This is a genomic window from Hymenobacter agri (genome assembly GCF_054778495.1).
Map to the genome: position 1 here is coordinate 1 of NZ_BAAGZM010001033.1, position 975 is coordinate 975.

Consider the following 975-nt stretch of genomic DNA (forward strand, 5'->3'; position numbering starts at 1 on the left):
GCGCAGGTCGCCGGCGCGGGTGCTCCAGCCCAGGCCGGGCAGGCCGGGGCCGCCGTCGGGCGCGCCTACGGTATGCTGCTGGTAGTGAATCATGAAGCCGCCCAATACGCTGCCCACCAGAAACACCAGCAGCCCCAGGCGCAGGCCCCACACGTAGCCGGCTGGCCCGAAAGGCTGGTAACGCCAGGCCAGGTACAGGGCCCAGACGCTCATCAGCGTATTCACCAGAATGAAGATGCCCATCAGGCCAAACAGCAGGCCGTTCAGCGCCGTACTGGTGTTGTAGTGCGAAGCAGTGCCGCGGGCGGCCTGCGCGAAAATCACGCCTTGCTCCACCATCATGCTTGCGGCTACGCCCCAGCTGATAAGTTGCACGCTCCGCTGCGCCGCGGCCGGCAGGTCGGCCAGCAGCCAGCCCAGCGAGAAAACAAATGCCGCGATGGACAGCGCAAACTTCAGCGGCTTGAGCCACGCCGGCGCGCCCGTTACGAGGCGGTGGTCGACAAACAGCAGCCCGAGGGCCAGCCCGGCCAGCGCCACATTCAGCCAGCCCGCCCACGAAAGCACCGGGTTCACGCGGTGGAGCACGCGCAGGGCCTCGCCCACGGTGCCGGCCGAAGGTATCGCGGTGCTGAGCGGCGAAAAATCGGCCGTGGAAAGCAGGGAGGTTTTCATGGTGCTATGATGGAAAGAGATAAAAACGGCACGGTCATGCTAAGCTTGTCGAAGCATCTCTACCGCTTCATTACAGACGGGATTGATTATTTGCGCAGCAGCGATGCTCCGACATGCTCAGCATGACGTTGCTCACTGCTCACTGCTCACTGTCATACCGGCTGCGCACGCCGAAATACAGCAGCAGACCCACCGGCCCCACCAGAAACGTGAGCAGCAGGCAGGGCACCAGCAGCGCGTGCGGCACGCCGCGCCGCTGGGCGTCGCGCAGCTCCCAGGCCCCCGTCCACATATCGAAGC

Annotated in this window: 2 protein-coding genes; both read right to left on the reverse strand. The window is 65.0% G+C overall.

The features are described from left to right. Nucleotides 1–675, reverse strand: a 675-nt coding sequence (locus ACYVDE_RS24255) for a hypothetical protein (RefSeq protein ID WP_460504089.1), incomplete at its 3' end; no start/stop codon positions are given. 139 nt (nucleotides 676–814) lie between these two features. Then, the gene (locus ACYVDE_RS24260; RefSeq protein WP_460504090.1) at nucleotides 815–967 is read right to left on the reverse strand and encodes an abscisic acid-deficient protein Aba4 family protein; all 153 of its coding nucleotides are present in this window, start codon (nucleotides 965–967) and stop codon (nucleotides 815–817) included. Nucleotides 968–975 lie beyond the last annotated feature (8 nt).